At 73.4% G+C, this 16,139-nt stretch carries 16 protein-coding genes; all 16 read left to right on the top strand.

Annotation, left to right across the window (positions count from 1 at the left end; genetic code table 11):
• The first annotated feature begins 5 nt into the window (after positions 1-5).
• The 16 genes from HBO46_RS08320 (at position 6) to coaBC (ending at position 16,091) form a co-directional block, all read left to right on the top strand.
• On the top strand, positions 6-1,022 hold the full coding sequence (locus tag HBO46_RS08320) for an NADPH:quinone reductase (protein ID WP_166139875.1): 1,017 nt from the start codon (positions 6-8) through the stop codon (positions 1,020-1,022).
• Positions 1,023-1,189: 167 nt separating this feature from the next.
• Entirely contained in the window at positions 1,190-1,801 is a 612-nt protein-coding gene (pyrR, locus tag HBO46_RS08325; protein ID WP_166139876.1) for a bifunctional pyr operon transcriptional regulator/uracil phosphoribosyltransferase PyrR, read from the top strand.
• The gene (locus HBO46_RS08330; protein ID WP_166139877.1) at positions 1,798-2,733 is read left to right on the top strand and encodes an aspartate carbamoyltransferase catalytic subunit; all 936 of its coding nucleotides are present in this window, start codon (positions 1,798-1,800) and stop codon (positions 2,731-2,733) included. The genes pyrR and HBO46_RS08330 overlap by 4 nt, the downstream gene beginning before the upstream one ends.
• Entirely contained in the window at positions 2,730-4,031 is a 1,302-nt protein-coding gene (locus tag HBO46_RS08335; protein WP_166139878.1) for a dihydroorotase, read from the top strand. The genes HBO46_RS08330 and HBO46_RS08335 overlap by 4 nt, the downstream gene beginning before the upstream one ends.
• Positions 4,028-5,149, top strand: coding sequence for a glutamine-hydrolyzing carbamoyl-phosphate synthase small subunit (gene carA, locus HBO46_RS08340; RefSeq protein ID WP_166139879.1), 1,122 nt, complete (start codon positions 4,028-4,030; stop codon positions 5,147-5,149). Before HBO46_RS08335 ends, carA begins: the two co-directional genes overlap by 4 nt.
• 5 nt (positions 5,150-5,154) lie before the next feature.
• Positions 5,155-8,484, top strand: a complete 3,330-nt coding sequence (carB, locus tag HBO46_RS08345) for a carbamoyl-phosphate synthase large subunit (RefSeq protein ID WP_166139880.1) — start codon at positions 5,155-5,157, stop codon at positions 8,482-8,484.
• A 7-nt stretch (positions 8,485-8,491) separates the two neighbouring features.
• The gene (locus HBO46_RS08350) at positions 8,492-9,571 is read left to right on the top strand and encodes a quinone-dependent dihydroorotate dehydrogenase (protein WP_224769445.1); all 1,080 of its coding nucleotides are present in this window, start codon (positions 8,492-8,494) and stop codon (positions 9,569-9,571) included.
• Positions 9,572-9,578: 7 nt separating this feature from the next.
• Entirely contained in the window at positions 9,579-10,397 is an 819-nt protein-coding gene (locus tag HBO46_RS20745) for an iron-sulfur cluster-binding protein (RefSeq protein ID WP_166139881.1), read from the top strand.
• Positions 10,394-11,329, top strand: a complete 936-nt coding sequence (locus HBO46_RS08360) for a nitronate monooxygenase (protein ID WP_166139882.1) — start codon at positions 10,394-10,396, stop codon at positions 11,327-11,329. The genes HBO46_RS20745 and HBO46_RS08360 overlap by 4 nt, the downstream gene beginning before the upstream one ends.
• A complete protein-coding gene (gene pyrF / locus HBO46_RS08365) occupies positions 11,326-12,177 on the top strand; it encodes an orotidine-5'-phosphate decarboxylase (RefSeq protein ID WP_166139883.1) in 852 nt (283 codons plus the stop codon). Before HBO46_RS08360 ends, pyrF begins: the two co-directional genes overlap by 4 nt.
• A gap of 78 nt (positions 12,178-12,255) precedes the next feature.
• Entirely contained in the window at positions 12,256-12,924 is a 669-nt protein-coding gene (locus HBO46_RS08370; RefSeq protein WP_166139884.1) for a hypothetical protein, read from the top strand.
• A gap of 20 nt (positions 12,925-12,944) precedes the next feature.
• A complete protein-coding gene (locus tag HBO46_RS08375; RefSeq protein WP_166139885.1) occupies positions 12,945-13,400 on the top strand; it encodes a hypothetical protein in 456 nt (151 codons plus the stop codon).
• 148 nt (positions 13,401-13,548) lie between these two features.
• Positions 13,549-13,872, top strand: a complete 324-nt coding sequence (mihF, locus tag HBO46_RS08380) for an integration host factor, actinobacterial type (RefSeq protein ID WP_166139886.1) — start codon at positions 13,549-13,551, stop codon at positions 13,870-13,872.
• A complete protein-coding gene (gene gmk / locus HBO46_RS08385) occupies positions 13,869-14,450 on the top strand; it encodes a guanylate kinase (protein WP_166139887.1) in 582 nt (193 codons plus the stop codon). Before mihF ends, gmk begins: the two co-directional genes overlap by 4 nt.
• Positions 14,451-14,461: 11 nt before the next feature.
• Positions 14,462-14,791 carry a DNA-directed RNA polymerase subunit omega gene (gene rpoZ / locus HBO46_RS08390; protein ID WP_166139888.1) on the top strand — a complete coding sequence of 110 codons (330 nt, stop codon included), beginning with the start codon at positions 14,462-14,464 and terminating at the stop codon, positions 14,789-14,791.
• A gap of 52 nt (positions 14,792-14,843) precedes the next feature.
• A complete protein-coding gene (coaBC, locus tag HBO46_RS08395; protein ID WP_224769495.1) occupies positions 14,844-16,091 on the top strand; it encodes a bifunctional phosphopantothenoylcysteine decarboxylase/phosphopantothenate--cysteine ligase CoaBC in 1,248 nt (415 codons plus the stop codon).
• The last annotated feature ends 48 nt before the right edge of the window (positions 16,092-16,139 follow it).

The following is a 16,139-nucleotide window of genomic DNA, read 5'->3' on the forward strand; positions in this document are numbered from 1 at the left end:
TCCCCATGCGCGCAGTGGTCTACCGGGAGACCGGTCCGTCGTCAGTCCTCACCCTCGTGGAGCGCGAGCTCCCCGAGCCCGGCCCGGGAGAGGTCCGGATCCGCCTGATGCGGGCCGGGGTCAACCCGACCGACTGGAAGTTCCGCACCGGCACGATGAACGGCCACGACGAGGTGACGCCGGGCCAGGACGGCGCCGGCGTCGTCGACGCGGTCGGGCCCGACGTCGAGGGCTTCGGCGTCGGCGACCGGGTGTGGACGATGCTCGCCCAGCACGGGCGTGCCCACGGCACCGCGGCGGAGCACACCGTGCAGCCGGTCGAGCACGTCGTGCACCTGCCCGGCGATGCCTCCTACGACCTCGGTGCCAGCCTCGGCGTGCCCGCGGTGACCGCGCACCGCGCGCTGACCTGCGGCTGGATCGGGCCCCGCCGCCTGGGCCCGGGCGCCCTCGCCGGGCGCACGGTCCTCATCGCCGGGGGAGCGGGCGCGGTGGGCAACGCCGCCATCCAGCTGGCCCGCTGGTCCGACGCCACCGTGATCACCACGGTCAGCAGCCAGGAGAAGGCGGAGCTCGCGCGCGCCGCCGGCGCCGACCACGCGATCGACTACACCGCCGGCGACACCGCCGCCCGGATCCTCGAGCTCGCGCCCGACGGTGTCGACCACGTCGTCGAGGTCGCGCCGGCGGTCAACGTCGACCTCGACATCGAGGTGCTCAAGGTGCACGGCACCCTCGCGATCTACGCCAACAACGGCGGCGAGGACATGACGGTGCCGCTGCGTGCGGCGTTCTCCAAGAACCTGCGCTTCCAGTTCATCATCCTCTACACCCTCGACCGAGGGCTGCTCGCCGCCGCCGCGGAGGACGTGTACGCCGCGGTCGAGGTCGGGGCGCTGCGGGTAGGGGAGGACGCCGGCCTGCCCGTGCACCACTTCGCACTGGAGGAGACAGCCGCCGCCCACGACGCCGTGCAGGACGGGCTGGTCGGCAAGGCGCTGCTCGACATCGCGGTGGACTGAGCGCCGCCGCCGGGCTGCCCTCCGCAGGACGTGACGTGCACGACGTCCGAAACGCGGGACTGGCACGCGGCGTGGTCACCGGGTCGCTCCGGGACCGGTAAGGTGGGAGCCGTTCGACATCCTTTAACGAGCCGTCCCGTGAGGCGGAGAAGGAGGTCAGCACACTGATGTGTGCCCAGCCTGCGCCTGTCCCTGATCAATCCGCCGATCCCATTGGCCGCGTGGTCCTCGACGCCCGTGACATCGCCCGGGCGCTGACCCGGATCAGCCACGAGATCCTCGAGCGCAACAAGGGCGCCGACAACCTCGTGCTGCTCGGGATCCCGACCCGCGGCGTCGGCCTCGCCCACCGCATCGCCGAGCGCATCGCGGAGACCGAGGGCGTCGCGGTGCCGGTCGGCAGCCTCGACATCACCCTCTACCGCGATGACCTGCGCCGCCACCCGGCGCGCGGCCCGCAGCACACCGAGGTGCCGCCCGGCGGCATCGACGGCACCACCGTGGTGCTGGTCGACGACGTGCTCTACTCCGGGCGCACCGTGCGGGCGGCCCTGGACGCTCTCGCCGACCTCGGCCGACCCGACGCCGTGCGCCTCGCGGTGCTCGTCGACCGCGGCCACCGCGAGCTGCCCGTCCGCGCCGACCACGTCGGCAAGAACCTCCCGAGTGCGCGCAGCGAGCGCGTGATGGTGCGCCTTGCGGAGACCGACGGCCACGACGAGGTGCGCATCGCGGACCGACCCGAGCCGGCCACCGCGCCGAAGGGGGAGGACGCGTGAACAAGCACCTGCTGAGCGTCGACGACCTCACCATCGACGACGTCAACACCCTGTTCACGACCGCCGCGGAGATGCACGACGTGCAGCGCCGCGAGGTCAAGAAGCTGCCCGCCCTGCGCGGGCGCACCGTGATCAACCTGTTCTTCGAGGACTCCACCCGCACCCGGTCGAGCTTCGAGCTCGCCGGCAAGTGGCTCTCGGCGGACACCATCAACCTCGCCGGCAAGGGCTCCTCGGCCTCCAAGGGCGAGAGCCTGCGCGACACCGTGCTCACCATCGCCTCGATGGGCGTCGACGCGCTGGTGATCCGCCACTCCGCCTCCGGTGCCTGCCACCAGGTGGCCGAGTGGGTGGACTGCTCGGTGGTCAACGCCGGCGACGGCACCCACGAGCACCCGACCCAGGCCCTGCTCGACGCCTACACGCTCGTACGCCGTCTCGGCACCCTCGAGGACAAGCACATCGTGCTCGTCGGCGACCTGACCCACAGCCGCGTGTTCCGCAGCAACGTGGGCCTGCTCGGCCGCCTCGGGGCCCGGGTCACCGTGGTGGCGCCGCCCACCCTGATGCCCAGCGGCGTCGAGGCATGGTCGGCCTCGGCCGGCTTCGAGACCTCCTACGACCTCGACGAGGTCCTGCCCAAGGCCGACGCCGTGATGATGCTGCGCGTGCAGCGCGAGCGGATGAGCGGCGGGTTCTTCCCCACCGCGCGGGAGTACACCGTCGGCTACGGCCTCACCCGCGACCGGCTGGCCGTGCTGGGCGAGGAGGTGCCGATCTGCCACCCCGGCCCGATGAACCGCGGCCTGGAGATCGCCGCCGACGCCGCCGACGCCGCGCAGTCGCTGATCCTGGAGCAGGTCTCCTCCGGCGTCGCGGTGCGCATGTCCGTCCTCTACCACCTGCTTGCCGGCGAAGGAGCCTCCGCATGACCGACCCGATCCTGATCCAGGGCGGATCGCTGCTCGGGGGCGGCGCCGCTGACGTGCTCGTCGCGGACGGCGTCATCGCCGCCGTGTCCACCACCCCCGGTGCGCTCGAGACCACCGGCGTCCGCGTCATCGACGCCGACGGCCTGGTCGTGCTGCCCGGCCTGGTGGACCTGCACACCCACCTGCGCGAGCCCGGCCGCGAGGACGCCGAGACCATCCGCACCGGCTCGCACGCCGCCGCCCTCGGCGGCTACACCGCGGTGCTCGCGATGGCCAACACCAACCCGGTCACCGACACCGCCGAGGCCGCCGAGCGCGTCCACGAGCTCGGCCGCCAGGTCGGCGTCGTCGACGTGCAGCCGGTCGGCGCGGTCACCAAGGGCCTGGCGGGCGAGGAGCTCGCCGAGCTCGGCCTGATGGCCCGCTCCCGCGCCGGGGTCCGCGTCTTCTCCGACGACGGCCGCTGCGTCCAGGACGCCCGGGTGATGCGCCGCGCGCTGGAGTACGTCAAGGCCTTCGGCGGCGTGATCAGCCAGCACTCCCAGGACTCCTCGCTGGCCGGCCCCGAGGCCTGCTGCCACGAGGGCGAGATCTCGGGCCGCCTCGGCCTGACCGGCTGGCCCGGGGTCGCGGAGGAGGTCATCGTCGCGCGCGACGTGATGCTCGCGCGCCACACCGGCAGCCGGGTCCACGTCGCCCACGCCTCGACCGCCGGCACCGTCGAGGTGCTGCGCTGGGCGCGCAGCCAGGGGATCGCGGTGACCGCCGAGGTCACCCCGCACCACCTGCTGCTCACCACCGAGGAGCTGCTCGGCTACGACCCGACGTACAAGGTCAACCCGCCGCTGCGTCCCGCCGAGGACGTCGAGGCGCTGCGCGACGCGCTCGCCGACGGCACCATCGACGCGGTCGCCACCGACCACGCCCCGCACGCCCGCCACGACAAGCAGCACGCCTTCGGCGACGCGGCGTTCGGCATGCTCGGCCTCGAGACCGCGCTCGGCGTGGTCGCGAGCGTGATGGTCGACTCCGGTCGTCTGGACTGGGCCGGCGTGGCCCGCGTCATGTCGCACAACCCCGCCCGGATCGCCGGGCTCGGCGGCCACGGCCGCCCGATCGAGGTCGGCGAGCCCGCCCACCTGACGCTGATCGACCCGGCTGCCTCGGTCACCGTGGACCGCGAGGCCTCGGCGTCGCTGTCCCGCAACAACCCCTGGCACGGCCGCACCCTCTCCGCGGCCGTGCACACCACTCTGCTGCGCGGTGTCCCCACCGTGCTGGAAGGAAAGCTGGCATGAGCGAGGCCCTGCTCGTCCTGGAGGACGGGCGCACCTTCCGCGGCGAGGCGTTCGGCGCCGAGGGCGAGACCTTCGGCGAGGCGGTCTTCAACACCGGCATGACCGGCTACCAGGAGACCCTCACCGACCCCTCCTACCACCGCCAGGTCGTCGTGATGACCGCCCCGCACGTCGGCAACACCGGCGTCAACGACGAGGACCCCGAGAGCAAGCGGATCTGGGTCGCCGGCTACGTCGTGCGCGACCCCGCCCGGGTCTCCTCGAACTGGCGCGCCCAGCGCACCCTCGACGACGAGCTGCGCGAGCAGGGCGTCGTCGGGATCTCCGGCGTCGACACCCGCGCGCTGACCCGCCACCTGCGCGACCGCGGCGCCATGCGCGTCGGCATCTCCACCACCGAGACCGACCCCGAGGCGCTGCTCTCCCGGGTCCGCGGCTCCGCGGAGATGGCCGGGCTCGAGCTCGCCGACGAGGTCACCACCGCCGAGGCGTACGTCGTCCCGGCCCAGGGGGAGAAGCGGTTCACCGTGGTCGCCCTCGACCTCGGCATCAAGGCCATGACGCCGGCCCGGATGGCCGAGCGCGGCATCGAGGTGCACGTGCTGCCCGCGACCGCGTCGCTCGAGGACGTCCTCGCGGTGCAGCCCGACGGGCTCTTCTACTCCAACGGCCCCGGTGACCCGTCGGCCACCACCCAGCAGGTCGAGGTGCTCCAGGGCGCCCTCGAGCGGGGGGTGCCGTACTTCGGCATCTGCTTCGGCAACCAGCTCTTCGGCCGCGCGCTCGGGTTCGGCACCTACAAGCTCAAGTACGGCCACCGCGGCATCAACCAGCCGGTGATGGACCGCACCACCGGCAAGGTCGAGGTGACCGCGCACAACCACGGCTTCGCCGTGGACGCGCCGCTGGACCGCGCGACCGAGACGCCGTACGGCACCGCCAGCGTCAGCCACGTCTGCCTCAACGACGACGTCGTCGAGGGACTCGAGCTGCGCTCGGGCGAGGGCGACCTGCTCGGCTTCTCGGTGCAGTACCACCCCGAGGCCGCGGCCGGCCCCCACGACGCCGCGTACCTCTTCGATCGTTTCGTCCAGCTCCTGACCGACCGGAAGGCCTGAACCCCGTGCCGAAGCGCGAAGACATCACGTCGATCATGGTGATCGGCTCCGGGCCGATCATCATCGGCCAGGCCGCCGAGTTCGACTACTCCGGCACCCAGGCATGCCGGGTGCTGAAGGAGGAGGGCCTGCGGGTCATCCTCGTGAACTCCAACCCCGCCACGATCATGACCGACCCGGAGTTCGCCGACGCGACCTACGTCGAGCCGATCACCCCGGAGTTCGTCGAGAAGGTCATCGCCAAGGAGCGCCCCGACGCGCTGCTGGCGACCCTCGGCGGCCAGACGGCGCTCAACGCCGCCATGGCGCTCGCCGCGAACGGCGTGCTCGAGAAGTACGGCGTGGAGCTGATCGGCGCCAGCATCGAGGCGATCGACCGCGGCGAGAACCGCCAGGTGTTCAAGAAGATCGTCGAGGAGCTGGGCGGCGAGTCCGCGAAGTCGGTCATCTGCCACACCATGGAGGACTGCCTGGCCGCCGTCGACGAGCTCGGCTACCCGATGGTGGTGCGGCCCTCCTTCACCATGGGCGGCACCGGCTCGGGCATGGCCTACAACGAGACCGACCTGCGCCGCATCGCCGGCGCCGGCCTGGCCGCCAGCCCCACCACCGAGGTGCTTCTGGAGGAGTCGATCCTCGGCTGGAAGGAGTACGAGCTGGAGGTGATGCGCGACAAGGCCGACAACGTCGTGATCATCTGCTCGATCGAGAACCTCGACCCGATGGGCACCCACACCGGCGACTCGATCACCGTCGCGCCGGCGATGACGCTCACCGACCGCGAGTACCAGAAGATGCGCGACCTGGCGATCGGCATCATCCGCGCCGTCGGCGTCGACACCGGCGGCTGCAACATCCAGTACGCCGTGAACCCCGTCGACGGCCGCCTGATCGTCATCGAGATGAACCCGCGCGTCTCCCGCTCCAGCGCGCTGGCCTCCAAGGCGACCGGCTTCCCGATCGCCAAGATCGCGGCGAAGGTGGCCATCGGCTACACCCTCGACGAGATCCCCAACGACATCACCACCCGCCCCGGTGGCCAGACCACCCCGGCGAGCTTCGAGCCGGCGCTGGACTACGTGGTCGTCAAGGTCCCGCGCTTCGCCTTCGAGAAGTTCCCCGGCGCCGACCGCACGCTGACCACGCACATGAAGTCGGTCGGCGAGGCGATGGCCTTCGGCCGCAACTTCACCGAGGCGCTGCAGAAGGCGCTGCGCTCCCTGGAGAGCAAGGACGCGGTCTTCGACTGGCGCAAGGAGTACGTCGACCTGGACAAGGCGGCGCTGCTGGAGGAGATCAAGACCCCGACCGACGGCCGCCTCAAGCGGGTCATGGACGCGCTGCGCGCCGGTGCCACGGCCGAGGAGATCTTCGAGGCCACCGCGATCGACCCGTGGTTCGTCGACCAGCTCGCGCTGATCAACGAGATCGCCGTGGAGGTCACCGAGGCCCCCGAGCTCAGCCCGGCGGTGCTGCGCAGGGCCAAGCGCCACGGCTTCTCCGACGAGCAGATCGGCCGGATCCGCGGGATGTCCGCCGACGTCGTGCGCGGGGTGCGCCACGCGCTGGGGATCCGCCCTGTCTACAAGACCGTCGACACCTGCGCGGCGGAGTTCGCCGCCCAGACGCCGTACCACTACTCCTCCTACGACGAGGAGACCGAGGTCGCGCCCCGCGAGCGTCCCGCGGTGATCATCCTGGGCTCCGGCCCGAACCGGATCGGCCAGGGCATCGAGTTCGACTACTCCTGCGTGCACGCCTCCCTCGCGCTCTCCGAGGCCGGCTACGAGACCGTGATGGTCAACTGCAACCCCGAGACGGTCTCCACCGACTACGACACCTCCGACCGGCTCTACTTCGAGCCGCTCACCCTCGAGGACGTCCTGGAGATCGTGCACGCCGAGCAGCAGGCCGGCCCCGTCGCGGGCGTCCTGGTGCAGCTGGGCGGGCAGACGCCGCTCGGCCTGGCCGCCGGGCTCAAGGCCAACGACGTGCCGATCGTCGGCACCTCGCCCGAGGCGATCCACCTCGCCGAGGACCGCGGCTCCTTCGGTCGGGTGCTGGCCCAGGCCGGCCTGACCGCGCCCAAGCACGGCACGGCCACGTCGTTCCCGGAGGCGCAGCAGATCGCCGCCGAGATCGGCTACCCGGTGCTGGTGCGCCCGTCGTACGTCCTGGGCGGGCGCGGCATGGAGATCGTGTACGGCGAGGACGCGCTGCGCGCCTATCTCGACAAGTACGTCGCCGCCGGGCTGATCTCCGCCGAGGCGCCGGTCCTGGTCGACCGGTTCCTCGACGACGCGGTCGAGATCGACGTGGACGCGCTGTTCGACGGCGAGGAGCTGTTCCTCGGCGGCGTCATGGAGCACATCGAGGAGGCCGGCATCCACTCCGGCGACTCCTCCTGCGCGCTGCCGCCGATCACGCTCGGCGCCCGCGAGATCGCCGACATCCGCCGGGCCACCGAGGGGATCGCCCGCGGGGTCGGGGTGCGCGGCCTGATCAACATCCAGTTCGCGCTGAGCGCCGACATCCTCTACGTCCTCGAGGCCAACCCGCGCGCCAGCCGCACGGTGCCGTTCGTCTCCAAGGCGACCGCCACGCCGCTGGCCAAGGCCGCGGCCCGCGTCATGCTCGGCGAGTCGATCGCCGACCTGCGCGCCGCGGGCCTGCTGCCCGCGCACGGCGACGGCGGCGACCTGCCCGCCGACCAGCCGATCGCGGTCAAGGAGGCGGTGATGCCCTTCAACCGGTTCAAGACCCCCGACGGGCAGAACGTCGACACGGTGCTCGGCCCGGAGATGAAGTCGACCGGCGAGGTGATGGGTTTCGACGCCGACTTCGGCACCGCGTTCGCCAAGAGCCAGGCCGCGGCGTACGGCCCGCTGCCCACGGCCGGCAAGGTGTTCGTCTCGATGGCCAACCGCGACAAGCGGCACATGATCTTCCCGATCAAGGTGCTCGCCGACCTCGGCTTCGAGATCCTGGCCACCCAGGGCACCGCGGAGGTGCTGCGCCGCAACGGCGTCACCGCCCAGATCGTGCGCAAGCACTTCGAGGGTGCGGGCGAGCACGGCGAGCCCACGTCGGTGCAGCTGATCGACAGCGGCGAGGTGCGGCTGATCGTCAACACCCCCGACGGCTCCGACGGCACCGGCCACGCCCGCTACGACGGCTACGAGATCCGCACCGCGGCGGTCCGCGCCAACGTCCCGTGCATCACCACGGTGCAGGGGCTCGGCGCGGCGGTGCAGGGCATCGAGGCCTCGCGCCGCGGCGACATCGGCGTGCGCAGCCTGCAGGACTGGGCAGCGATCGTGCGACGGGCGCGGTGATCGGCTCGTGATCTACCGCAGTCTCTTCGACCACGTGCTGGTCCGCACGGACCCCGAGCAGGCGCACCACGTCGCGTTCCGCGCGCTCCGGGCGGGCGGGCCGGCGCTGGCCGGCCTCGCCCGGCTGGACCGCGCCGCCGGCCGGGCGCCGGGGCGCCCGGTGGAGGTCATGGGGCTGCGGTTCCCGCACGTGCTGGGCCTCGCGGCGGGCTTCGACAAGAACGCCGTGGGCATCGACGCGCTCGGCGCGCTGGGCTTCGGCCACGTCGAGATCGGCACGGTCACGGGGGAGGCCCAGCCGGGCAACCCCCGCCCGCGGCTGTTCCGGCTGCCCGAGGACGGCGCGATCATCAACCGGATGGGGTTCAACAACGACGGCGCCGAGGCGGTCGCGGTGCGGCTGGCCGAGCGGCGCCGTCGCCGGACCCTGCGCGGCGGCGGTCCCGGCCCGGTGCTCGGCGTCAACATCGGCAAGACCAAGGTCGTGCCCGAGGACGACGAGGCCGCGGTGCTGGCCGACTACCGCAAGAGCGCGGGCCTGCTGGCGCCGTACGCCGACTACCTGGTGGTCAACGTCAGCTCGCCCAACACCCCGGGCCTGCGCAACCTGCAGGCCGTCGAGCGGCTCGCGCCGCTGCTGGCGGCGGTACGCGAGACCGCCGACGCGGCCGTCCCCGGGCGCCGGGTGCCGCTGCTGGTCAAGATCGCCCCGGACCTGGCCGACGAGGACGTGCGCGAGGTGGCCGACCTGGCCACCGCCACCGGGCTGGACGGCATCATCGCCACGAACACCACGATCTCGCGCGAGGGGCTGCGCTCCTCGCCCGAGAAGGTCGCGGCGATCGGTGCCGGCGGGCTCTCGGGCCGGCCGCTGACCGCGCGGTCGCTGGAGGTGCTGCGGCTGCTGCGGGCCCAGGTCGGCGACGACCTCGCCCTGGTCTCGGTCGGCGGCATCACGACCGTCGAGGACGCACGTGCGCGCCTCGACGCCGGCGCCGACCTGCTCCAGGCCTACTCCGCGTTCATCTACGAGGGGCCGCTGTGGGCACGGCGGGTCGTCGCGGGTCTCGAGAGCCGTCGGGCATGATGCCGAGGTGAGTCCCGTGCACGCGACCGGCGAGCTGCTGGCCAGCCGCAAGGTCGGCGCGTACCACCACCTCAGCGTCGTCGCCCGCGGCGTTGCCGAGGAGTTCCGGCCCGGGACGTTCGTCGCGGTCACGGTCGGCACACCCGGGACCTCCGCGACCCTTGCGCCCCGGCCGCTGTGGATCCACCGGGTCCGCCCGGTCGGCGGCCACGGCCTGGCGCTCCAGCTGGTGCTCGAGGTCCGGGGGGCCGGCACCCGGTGGCTCGCCGAGCAGCCGGTCGGCGCCCGGCTGGCGGTCACCGGGCCGCTCGGGCGGCCGTTCGCGCTCCCCAAGGAGCCGGTGGCCTGCGTGCTGGTGGGGGAGGGCTACTCCGCCGCCCCGCTCTTCCCGCTCGCCGAGCGGCTGCGCGAGCGCGGCTGCCCGGTGACCCTGCTCCTCGGCGCCCCCGACGAGTCCCGCCTGCTCTCCGCGCTGGAGGCGCGTCGCTCCGCGCGGGCCGTGACCGTCGTGACCCGGGACGGCTCGGTCGGCCAGCGCGGCGAGATCGCCGACGCCGTGACCGAGGTGCTGCGCCGTGCCGAGGCCGCGGTCGTGTACGCCGCCGGGCCCGAGCCGATGCTGCACGCCGTGGCGGCCGCGGCCGAGGCCCACGGCGCCTGGAGCCAGTGCGCCGTCGAGCAGCCGCTGGCCTGCGCGACCGGGCTGTGCCACGGCTGTCCGGTGCCGGTCGTCGGCGAGGACGGCGTGGCCCGCACGGTGCGGGCGTGCGTCGACGGGCCGGTCTTCCGTGGGGACCGGGTGCGCTGGACCGAGCTGGTCCGATGAGCGGCCCGCAGATCCCCGGGCTGGCGCTGCGCAACCCGGTCATCATCGCCGCCGGGTGCGGTGGGACCGGTCGCGAGCTCGCGGCGTACTCGCCCCTGGACGCGCTCGGCGCGTTCACCACCCGCACGATCACCCTCAACCCCCGCCCCGGTGGGCCCGCGCCCCGCGTGGTGGAGACACCGTCGGGACTGGTGCACTCCACCGGGTGCCCCAACCCCGGGCTCGAGGGGTTCCTGGCCACCGAGCTGCCGCCGCTGGTGCAGGCCGGCGCCCGGGTCGTGGTCTCGGTGGCCGCCGCCTCCGTGCAGGAGTACGCCGAGCTGGTGCGCCGCCTCGGCCGCGCGCCGGGCATCGCCGCGGTCGAGGTCAACCTCTCCGCCCCGGACGCCGCCGCTCACGGGCTGTTCGACGTGCGCGAGCCGTTCCACATGACCAGCGTGCTCACCGCCGTGCTGCGCGAGCTGCCCGCCGGCATCCCGGTGCTGGCCAAGCTGCGCCCCGACGTGCTGCGCGTCGTGGAGGCGGCCCGGACCGCCGTCGAGTCCGGCGCGGTCGCCGTCGTCGTGGGCGGTCCCCAGCCCGCGGCCCTCCCGGACGGCCGTGCCGCCGGGCTCAGCGGGCCGGCGGTCCGTCCGCTCGCGCTGCGTTGCGTCACCGAGGTGCGCGCCGCGCTGCCCTCGCTGCCGGTGATCGGTGCCGGCGGCATCGGCACCGCCGCGGACGCCCGTGACTTCCTGCGCGCCGGTGCCACCGCCGTCCAGGTCGGCACCGCGCTGCTGCACGACCCGACCGCCGCCGCCCGGCTGGTCGCCGAGCTCGCCTCCGACGACGCCGCGCTCGCCGGGACCGCGCCGGCGGAGCCGTCACCTCCCGTCCGGCCCTCCCGGCCGGTCCAGATCAACACCGACCCCAGCCAGGAGCAGCCCCGATGACCAGCACCGCCGTCCCGTTCGGCACCCGTCTGCACGCGGCCGTCGCGGAGCGCGGCCCGCTCTGCGTGGGGATCGACCCGCACGCCGCCCTGCTCGAGGCCTGGGGCCTCGGCGACGACGTCGCCGGCCTGGAGCGCTTCGCGCTGGGCGTCGTGGAGGCGGTCGCCCCGCACGCGTCGGTCATCAAGCCGCAGTCGGCGTTCTACGAGCGCTTCGGCAGCCGCGGGATCGCGGTGCTGGAGCGGGTGATCGCTGAGTCGCGGGCCGCCGGCGCCCTGGTGCTGCTCGACGTCAAGCGCGGCGACATCGGGTCCACCTCGCAGGCCTACGCCGACGCCTACCTCGACCCGGCCTCGCCGCTGGCCGTCGACGCGATCACCGCCAGCCCCTTCCTCGGCTTCGGCTCGCTGGGCCCGATGGTGAGCACCGCGCAGCGCCACGGCGGTGGCGTCTTCGTGCTGGCGCTGACCTCCAACCCGGAGGGCCCCGAGGTGCAGCACGCCCGGGCCGCCGACGGGCGCACGGTGGCCGGCACGGTGCTCGACTCGCTGCGTGCCCTCAACGCCGCGGAGGTCGCCGCGGGCGCGCCCGCCGGCAGCTTCGGCGCGGTGGTCGGGGCGACGATCGGAGAGAGTGCCGAGGACCTCGACATCGCCGGCCCGCTGCTCGCCCCCGGGTACGGCGCCCAGGGCGGCACCCGCGAGGACCTGCGCCGGATCTTCGGAGCGGCCGCGCGCCACGTGCTGCCCAGCTCCTCGCGCGACGTGCTGCGCCTGGGCCCCGACGCCGCCGCCATGCGGGACGCGGTACGACGCGCGAACGACGAACTCACCGCCGATCTGGCTTAGGGCGTGTAGGTCAGCCTGGAGCGGGTAGGAGTGTCGGACCGGCCGCATGGCGCGGTCGGCCGACACGGGGAGCTTGGGATGACCTACCAACCGACCGCCGCACCGATTCAGCGTCGCGGCGGCCTTCACGTGGCCGTGGCGACCGCGTTCGTCCTGGTCGTGTGCGCCCTCGTCGGGCTCGGTCCGGCGGTCCAGCCCGCCTCCGCGGCCGCCGCCAACCAGTACGAGGAGGCCGCGAACGGCCTGGAGATCGACGACTCCGCGAACTTCATGGCCCGGCGCAAGGGGACGATGTACAAGTACAACCCCGACGGCTTCCTCGCGGCCACGGCCTGGATGGTCCCCGACAGCCTGTCGATCTACGCCGACCAGCAGCTGCTGCTGATCCGCGACGACAGGGCCGACGGCCAGCGGGTGGGCGTCCACTGGCGGACCGCAGACCGCACGATCAGGGGTCTCTGTGTCGTGTCCGGCGGCAAGAGCGGGACCAGCAAGCGTTCGCAGAAGCAGCTCTGCATCCTCAACGTCCCGGAAGGCAAGCGGGTCGAGTACCGACTCGGTACCTGTGACGGCAGCAAGGTCGGTTGCGGCGGCCCCCGGAACTGGCGCAAGAAGATCAAGAACTGGTCGTGGAACACTGGGCATCAGCCGCCGAAGTCCGTGAACGGCTGGCGGGACCTCCCCGACGACGCCGACAGCGAGTACGAGCACGGGGACTGCACCGAGGACTCGGACCGCGATTGCTGAGGTCGGACAGCGTTCGCCGCATGCGGCCCAGTCGGCGGGGTCGAGCCTGCTGGCTCGGCCCCGCCGCGGTGCTCCTGGCACTGACCGCGTGCGGCGGCGACCCGGTCCAGTCCTACTGCGAGGAGGTCTCCGCGCGCCAGGACGAGCTCGCCGGGCTGCTCGACGACGGCGGCCCGGACGCGCTGCTGCGGGCCCTGCCGGTGCTGGAGGACCTGCGTGCCGAGGCGCCCGGCGACCTCGACGACGAGTGGCAGCAGGTCGTCGGGCGGCTGCGGGCCCTGGACGCCGCGCTCCGCGAGGCAGGCGTGGACCCCGCGACGTACGACCGCGCGGAGCCGCCGGCCGAGGTGAGCACCGAGCAGCGCAGCGCCATCGACGGCGCGGCCCGCGAGCTGGTCTCCGAGCGCACCACCACCGCGATGGCGGGGCTGGAGCAGCAGGCGCGCGACGTCTGCAAGACGCCGTTGGTTCCCTAGCCGCGTGTGACAGGGCGCGCACCCCGGCGTCCACCGGGGCCGGCCGATTGCCGCCGCCTCCCGGTTCTGACTACATTGAGCAGCACCAGGCCAGTGGGTGCCGCCGGTGATTGTGCGGCCGCCCCCGACACCGATGAGAAGGACGCCCGTGGCTCTGCCCCCGCTCACCCCCGAACAGCGCCAGGCAGCGCTCCAGAAGGCGGCTGCGTCCCGCCGCGAGCGGGCCGAGGTGAAGAACCGCCTGAAGAACTCCGGTGCCTCGATCGTCGACGTGCTGCGCGAGGGCCAGGTCAACGAGGTCGTCGGCAAGATGAAGGTCGTCGACCTGCTGCAGTCGATGCCCGGCCTCGGCAAGGTCCGCGCCCGTCAGACCATGGAGCGCCTGGGCATCGCCGAGAGCCGCCGCGTGCGCGGCCTCGGTGCCAAGCAGGTCGCGGCCCTCGAGGCCGAGTTCGCCTCGCGCGACGCGTGAGCACCCCCGAGCGTCGCTCCCGACTCGTCGTCCTCGCCGGGCCGACAGCCGTCGGCAAGGGCACGGTGGCCGCCGCCGTCCGCGAGGCACACCCCGAGGTCTGGATCTCCGTCTCCGCCACGACGCGCCCCCCGCGCCCCGGCGAGGAGAACGGCGTCCACTACTGGTTCGTCTCCGACGCGGAGTTCGACCGGATGATCGCCGACGACGACCTGCTGGAGTGGGCGGTCGTGCACAAGGCGGCCCGCTACGGCACTCCCCGCCAGCCGGTCGAGCTCGCGCTGGCCAGCGGCCAGCCGGCGATGCTGGAGATCGACCTGCAGGGCGCGCGCCAGGTCCGCCGCACCATGCCCGACGCGCTTTTCGTCTTCCTGGGCCCCCCGTCGTGGGACGAGCTCGTACGCCGGCTGGTCGGCCGCGGGACCGAGACGGCCGCGGAACGCGAGCGCCGATTGGAGACCGCGCGGGTCGAGCTGGCGGCCGAGGCGGAGTTCGACATCACCATCGTCAACCATGAAGTTCACGAGGCAGCCGAGCAGTTGGTAGCCTTGCTGAAGCAACCACCGACAGATCTGTGAGGCGTTTTAGCGTGCCTGGACCCATCATCGACGCTCAGGGTGTCACCAACCCTCCGATCGACGACCTGCTCACCAAGACCGACAGCAAGTACAAGCTGGTGCTCTACAGCGCCAAGCGTGCCCGGCAGATCAACGCCTACTACTCCCAGCTCGGCGAGGGCCTGCTGGAGTACGTCGGCCCGCTCGTGGACACCCACGTGCAGGAGAAGCCCCTCTCGATCGCGCTCCGCGAGATCAGCGAGGACCTCCTGACCTGCGAGGACGTCGACCCGGCCGAGCTGGCCGCCGAGGCTGCGGCGCAGGCTGCCGCTGCCGACGCCGGCTTCAACGCCCAGGCGTGACCCACCCCGTGCTTCGCCGGTGAACACCACCAGCGACCCCGGCTCCGAGGCCGTGTCCCCTGAGGGGGCACGGCCCGTTGCGCGTCCCCAGGTCGTCCTCGGGGTCTCCGGCGGCATCGCGGCGTACAAGGCCTGCGAGCTGCTGCGCCGGTTCACCGAGTCCGGCCACGACGTGACGGTCGTGCCGACGGAGTCCGCCCTGCGGTTCGTCGGCGCGCCCACCTGGGCCGCCCTCTCGGGCCGCCCGGTGGCCACCGAGGTCTGGGACGGCGTGCACGAGGTGCCGCACGTCCGCATCGGCCAGGCGGCCGACCTGGTCGTGATCGCCCCGGCGACCGCCGACCTGATGGCCAAGGCCGCCCACGGCCAGGCCGACGACCTGCTCACCAACACCCTGCTGACGGCGCGCTGCCCGGTGGTCTTCGCACCGGCGATGCACACCGAGATGTGGGAGCACCCCGCGACGCGCGACAACGTCGCCACCCTGCGCCGCCGCGGCGCGATCGTGATCGAGCCCGCCGAGGGCCGCCTCACCGGCAAGGACACCGGCAAGGGCCGGCTGCCCGAGCCCGGGGAGATCTTCGAGCTGGCGCGCGACGTGCTGACCCGCACCGGCGCCGACGGCCCGGTCGACGACCTCGCCGGTCGCCAGGTGGTGGTCTCCGCAGGAGGGACGCGGGAGTACCTCGACCCCGTCCGGTTCCTGGGCAACCGCTCCTCGGGCCTCCAGGGCGTGGCCCTGGCCCGCGCCGCCGCCGCGCGCGGTGCCGAGGTGACGCTGATCGCCGCCAACGTCGCGCTGCCCGACCCTGCCGGCATGAAGGTGGTGCGGGTCGAGACGACCGCCGAGCTGCGCGACGCCGTGGTGAGCGCGGCCGCCGGTGCCGACGCGGTCGTGATGGCCGCGGCCCCCGCCGACTTCCGCCCGGCGAGCGTGAGCGAGGCCAAGATCAAGAAGGCCGCCGACGGCAGCGCCGCCCCGCTGGAGCTGGTGCAGAACCCCGACATCCTCCACGAGATCAGCACCCAGCGGGTGCGCCCCGACAGCGTCGTGGTCGGCTTCGCGGCCGAGACCGGCGATGCGACCGGCTCGGTGCTCGACCTCGCCCGGGCCAAGCTGGCCCGCAAGGGCTGCGACCTGCTCGTCGTCAACGACGTGAGCGGGGGAGCGGTCTTCGGCCAGCCCGACAACGAGGCCGTCATCCTGGCCGCCGACGGAGGCATGGTCGACGTACCGCGCGGCTCGAAGGCCGCGCTGGCCCACGCGATCTGGGACCAGGTCGCGCCGCGGCTCACCTGAACGGTGTATGCCGCCCGCCGCAAGGACGTCTCGGATGGCGGACCTGCG

It is taken from the genome of Nocardioides ochotonae (assembly GCF_011420305.2).
In the GTDB taxonomy this organism is placed as follows: Bacteria; Actinomycetota; Actinomycetes; order Propionibacteriales; family Nocardioidaceae; genus Nocardioides; species Nocardioides ochotonae.

What these genes read in the sequence shown, in the direction of transcription:
- HBO46_RS08360 (WP_166139882.1), top strand. Translation starts at nt 10,394, where the DNA reads ATGAGCGGCCCGCAGATCCCCGGGCTGGCGCTGCGCAACCCGGTCATC.
- HBO46_RS08370 (WP_166139884.1), top strand. Translation starts at nt 12,256, where the DNA reads ATGACCTACCAACCGACCGCCGCACCGATTCAGCGTCGCGGCGGCCTT.
- HBO46_RS08375 (WP_166139885.1), top strand. Translation starts at nt 12,945, where the DNA reads ATGCGGCCCAGTCGGCGGGGTCGAGCCTGCTGGCTCGGCCCCGCCGCG.
- pyrR (WP_166139876.1), top strand. Translation starts at nt 1,190, where the DNA reads ATGTGTGCCCAGCCTGCGCCTGTCCCTGATCAATCCGCCGATCCCATT.
- pyrF (WP_166139883.1), top strand. Translation starts at nt 11,326, where the DNA reads ATGACCAGCACCGCCGTCCCGTTCGGCACCCGTCTGCACGCGGCCGTC.
- carA (WP_166139879.1), top strand. Translation starts at nt 4,028, where the DNA reads ATGAGCGAGGCCCTGCTCGTCCTGGAGGACGGGCGCACCTTCCGCGGC.
- HBO46_RS08335 (WP_166139878.1), top strand. Translation starts at nt 2,730, where the DNA reads ATGACCGACCCGATCCTGATCCAGGGCGGATCGCTGCTCGGGGGCGGC.
- HBO46_RS08320 (WP_166139875.1), top strand. Translation starts at nt 6, where the DNA reads ATGCGCGCAGTGGTCTACCGGGAGACCGGTCCGTCGTCAGTCCTCACC.